This is a genomic window from Curtobacterium sp. UCD-KPL2560 (genome assembly GCF_001705035.1).
Classification (GTDB): domain Bacteria; phylum Actinomycetota; class Actinomycetes; order Actinomycetales; family Microbacteriaceae; genus Curtobacterium.
In genome coordinates this window covers 1-5,378 of sequence record NZ_MCIG01000119.1, presented here as the reverse complement: position 1 = coordinate 5,378, position 5,378 = coordinate 1, and the positions used below count along the sequence as shown (strand labels likewise).

Genomic DNA, 5,378 nt, shown 5'->3' with positions numbered 1-5,378 from the left:
TGAGTCCGGCGGCGTCCTACTCTCCCACAAGGTCCCCCTTGCAGTACCATCGGCGCTGAGAGGCTTAGCTTCCGGGTTCGGAATGTGACCGGGCGTTTCCCTCTCGCTATGACCACCGGAACACTGTCGACCCGAAACGGATCAAACACTGTTCCTTCATGCTGGTTCAGCTGAAGTATTCAGTTTGATTCCCGATCGTCTGTCGGGAACCACAAAGTGGACGCGAGCCCCCACCACAAGGGTGGGGAAATAATTGTGTTGTCAAGTCTTCGGCTTATTAGTACCGGTCAGCTCCACGGGTCGTTAGTCCCCGCTTCCACATCCGGCCTATCAACCCAGTAGTCTGCTGGGAGCCTCTCACACTCAAGGTGCATGGAAATCTCATCTCGAAGACGGCTTCCCGCTTAGATGCTTTCAGCGGTTATCCGGTCCGAACGTAGCTAATCAGCGGTGCCCTTGGCAGAACAACTGACACACCAGAGGTTCGTCCATCCCGGTCCTCTCGTACTAGGGATAGATCTTCTCAAATTTCCAACGCGCGCAGCGGATAGGGACCGAACTGTCTCACGACGTTCTAAACCCAGCTCGCGTACCGCTTTAATGGGCGAACAGCCCAACCCTTGGGACCTACTCCAGCCCCAGGATGCGACGAGCCGACATCGAGGTGCCAAACCATGCCGTCGATATGGACTCTTGGGCAAGATCAGCCTGTTATCCCCGAGGTACCTTTTATCCGTTGAGCGACAGCGCTTCCACAAGCCACTGCCGGATCACTAGTCCCGACTTTCGTCCCTGCTCGACCTGTCAGTCTCACAGTCAAGCTCCCTTGTGCACTTACACTCGCCACCTGATTGCCAACCAGGTTGAGGGAACCTTTGGGCGCCTCCGTTACTCTTTGGGAGGCAACCGCCCCAGTTAAACTACCCATCAGGCACTGTCCATGAACCCGATCAGGGTCCTACGTTAGACATCCAAAGTGACCAGAGTGGTATTTCAACAATGACTCCACGAACACTAGCGTGCCCGCTTCACAGTCTCCCACCTATCCTACACAAGCCACTCCGAACACCAATACCAAACTGTAGTAAAGGTCACGGGGTCTTTCCGTCCTGCTGCGCGTAACGAGCATCTTTACTCGTAGTGCAATTTCGCCGAGTTCGCGGTTGAGACAGCTGGGAAGTCGTTACGCCATTCGTGCAGGTCGGAACTTACCCGACAAGGAATTTCGCTACCTTAGGATGGTTATAGTTACCACCGCCGTTTACTGGGGCTTAAATTCARAGCTTCGCCCGAGGGCTAACCCTTCCTCTTAACCTTCCAGCACCGGGCAGGCGTCAGTCCGTATACATCGTCTTGCGACTTCGCACGGACCTGTGTTTTTAGTAAACAGTCGCTTCCCACTGGTCTCTGCGGCCTTCAACGCTCACGGAGCAAGTCCGGTCACGTGTCCGGCCCCCCTTCTCCCGAAGTTACGGGGGCATTTTGCCGAGTTCCTTAACCACGATTATCTCGATCTCCTTGGTATTCTCTACCTGACCACCTGAGTCGGTTTCGGGTACGGGCGGCTGCAACCTCGCGTCGATGCTTTTCTCGGCAGCATAGGATCACTGATTTCCCCTTACGGGTACGCGTCGGATCTCAGGCGTACAGACGACGGATTTGCCTATCGTCAGCCCTACATCCTTACACCAGGTTCACCTTACGGATACCATCGCCTGGCTCAGCTACCTTCCTGCGTCACACCTGTTCATACGCTAGCCGCACCAGCATGGGGTCGAGCGTTAGACCGGACACCATCACCCCGAAGGGATCCGACGAACCGGGTTAGGACTCTTAGCACCACTGGATTAGCTTGGGCGGTTGTTCGCCGGTACGGGAATATCAACCCGTTGTCCATCGACTACGCCTGTCGGCCTCGCCTTAGGTCCCGACTTACCCAGGGCGGATTAACCTGGCCCTGGAACCCTTGGTCTTTCGGAGGACGGGTTTCTCACCCGTCTTTCGCTACTCATGCCTGCATTCTCACTCGTGTGGCGTCCACGGCTGGATTACTCCGCCGCTTCACTCGCCACACGACGCTCTCCTACCACTCCGCACGACTGAACCACGAAGGCTTGTCTGTGTGCGAAATCTACAACTTCGGCGGTGTGCTTGAGCCCCGTTACATTGTCGGCGCGGAATCACTTGACCAGTGAGCTATTACGCACTCTTTCAAGGGTGGCTGCTTCTAAGCCAACCTCCTGGTTGTCTGTGCAACTCCACATCCTTTCCCACTTAGCACACGCTTAGGGGCCTTAGTTGGTAGTCTGGGTTGTTTCCCTCTCGACGATGAAGCTTATCCCCCACCGTCTCACTGCTGCGCTCTCACTCACCGGCATTCGGAGTTTGGCTGACGTCAGTAACCTGTTGAGGCCCATCGGCCATCCAGTAGCTCTACCTCCGGCGAGAAACACGCAACGCTGCACCTAAATGCATTTCGGAGAGAACCAGCTATCACGAAGTTTGATTGGCCTTTCACCCCTATCCACAGCTCATCCCCTCCATTTTCAACTGAAGTGGGTTCGGTCCTCCACGACGTCTTACCGTCGCTTCAACCTGGCCATGGATAGATCACTTCGCTTCGGGTCTAGGACATGCGACTGAACCGCCCTATTCAGACTCGCTTTCGCTACGGCTGCCCCACACGGGTTAACCTCGCCACATATCACTAACTCGCAGGCTCATTCTTCAAAAGGCACGCCGTCACCCCTACTAAGGAGGCTCCGACGGTTTGTAAGCAAACGGTTTCAGGTACTATTTCACTCCCCTCCCGGGGTACTTTTCACCTTTCCCTCACGGTACTTGTCCGCTATCGGTCATCTGGGAGTATTTAGGCTTATCAGGTGGTCCTGACAGATTCACACGGGATTTCTCGGGCCCCGTGCTACTTGGGATACACATCCGGCCATAACACCATTTCGTCTACGGGGCTGGCACCCACTACGGCCCGGCTTTCAAACCGGTTCGACTATGATGCGCTGTAACCGCCCCAGTCCGGCAGAACTGAGTGACGTGTCCCACAACCCCGACCATGCAACGCCCGCCGGCTATCACACATGATCGGTTTAGCCTCATCCGCTTTCGCTCGCCACTACTCACGGAATCACATGTTGTTTTCTCTTCCTGTGGGTACTGAGATGTTTCACTTCCCCACGTTCCCTCTACCCGCCCTATATATTCAGGCGGGAGTCACCAGGTCACAAAAGCGCCTGGCGGGGTTTCCCCATTCGGAAATCCTCGGCTCACAGCTCGATTATCAGCTCCCCGAGGCTTATCGCAGATTTCTACGTCCTTCTTCGGCTCCAGATGCCAAGGCATCCACCGTTTGCTCTTAGAAACTTGACCACAAAGATTAAAATTGCGATCCAACGCCAACCACAACCACCAACCGAAGCCGGCGATCATGCGATGACGCGAATCTAAAGATGCTCGCGTCCACTGTGTAGTTCTCAACATACGATCGGCACCATCCTCCACCAACGCAACCGCGCCGGCATCACATGGCCCACTCGAAGAACCGCGTCCCCAGCACCACCCACACAGGGCAGCACCAGACGGCTCAACCCCCAACCACAACGGGCCGGGAAGCCTGGTCCCTCAGGACCCAACAACGTGCACCAGATRCTCACCACACCCCGACCCCTTCCAACCAACCGCGAACGATCGATGTACTGACGCCGAGAGCATGACTCCCACCTGCACTGTCAATGTTCCACCCATGAGCTACCCGTCGGACACGTTCGGTCCGAACCRGGCGCCTGGACCCACCCCACACCTGCATCTGCAGACACGAGACGAGCCAGATGCTCCTTAGAAAGGAGGTGATCCAGCCGCACCTTCCGGTACGGCTACCTTGTTACGACTTAGTCCTAATCACCGATCCCACCTTCGACGGCTCCTTCCACAAGGGTTAGGCCACCGGCTTCGGGTGTTACCGACTTTCATGACTTGACGGGCGGTGTGTACAAGGCCCGGGAACGTATTCACCGCAGCGTTGCTGATCTGCGATTACTAGCGACTCCGACTTCATGAGGTCGAGTTGCAGACCTCAATCCGAACTGAGACCGGCTTTTTGGGATTCGCTCCACCTTACGGTATCGCAGCCCTTTGTACCGGCCATTGTAGCATGCGTGAAGCCCAAGACATAAGGGGCATGATGATTTGACGTCATCCCCACCTTCCTCCGAGTTGACCCCGGCAGTCTCCTATGAGTCCCCGCCATAACGCGCTGGCAACATAGAACGAGGGTTGCGCTCGTTGCGGGACTTAACCCAACATCTCACGACACGAGCTGACGACAACCATGCACCACCTGTACACCGACCACAAGGGGGCGACCATCTCTGGCCGTTTCCGGTGTATGTCAAGCCTTGGTAAGGTTCTTCGCGTTGCATCGAATTAATCCGCATGCTCCGCCGCTTGTGCGGGCCCCCGTCAATTCCTTTGAGTTTTAGCCTTGCGGCCGTACTCCCCAGGCGGGGCGCTTAATGCGTTAGCTACGACACAGAAACCGTGGAAAGGTCCCTACATCTAGCGCCCAACGTTTACGGCATGGACTACCAGGGTATCTAATCCTGTTCGCTCCCCATGCTTTCGCTCCTCAGCGTCAGTTACGGCCCAGAGATCTGCCTTCGCCATCGGTGTTCCTCCTGATATCTGCGCATTCCACCGCTACACCAGGAATTCCAATCTCCCCTACCGCACTCTAGTCTGCCCGTACCCACTGCAAGCCCGAGGTTGAGCCTCGGGATTTCACAGCAGACGCGACAAACCGCCTACGAGCTCTTTACGCCCAATAATTCCGGACAACGCTTGCACCCTACGTATTACCGCGGCTGCTGGCACGTAGTTAGCCGGTGCTTTTTCTGCAGGTACCGTCACTTTCGCTTCTTCCCTACTAAAAGAGGTTTACAACCCGAAGGCCGTCATCCCTCACGCGGCGTTGCTGCATCAGGCTTTCGCCCATTGTGCAATATTCCCCACTGCTGCCTCCCGTAGGAGTCTGGGCCGTGTCTCAGTCCCAGTGTGGCCGGTCACCCTCTCAGGCCGGCTACCCGTCGTCGCCTTGGTGAGCCATTACCTCACCAACAAGCTGATAGGCCGCGAGTCCATCCCCAACCAAAAAATCTTTCCACCACCAGACCATGCGGCCAGTAGTCCTATCCAGTATTAGACGTCGTTTCCAACGCTTATCCCAGAGTCAGGGGCAGGTTACTCACGTGTTACTCACCCGTTCGCCACTAATCACAGAAGCAAGCTCCTGATCATCGTTCGACTTGCATGTGTTAAGCACGCCGCCAGCGTTCGTCCTGAGCCAGGATCAAACTCTCCGTAAAAAA

Annotated in this window: 3 rRNA genes; all 3 read right to left on the bottom strand. The window is 56.0% G+C overall.

Annotation, left to right across the window (positions count from 1 at the left end):
• Nucleotides 1–3 precede the first annotated feature (3 nt).
• Nucleotides 4–120 (bottom strand): 5S ribosomal RNA (rrf, locus tag BEP24_RS15725).
• 137 nt (nt 121–257) lie between these two features.
• Nucleotides 258–3,384: ribosomal RNA gene (locus tag BEP24_RS15720) — 23S ribosomal RNA — on the bottom strand.
• Between the two features lie 469 nt (nt 3,385–3,853).
• Nucleotides 3,854–5,375 (bottom strand): 16S ribosomal RNA (locus BEP24_RS15715).
• The 16S, 23S and 5S rRNA genes sit together here, the layout of an rRNA operon.
• Nucleotides 5,376–5,378: the final 3 nt, after the last annotated feature.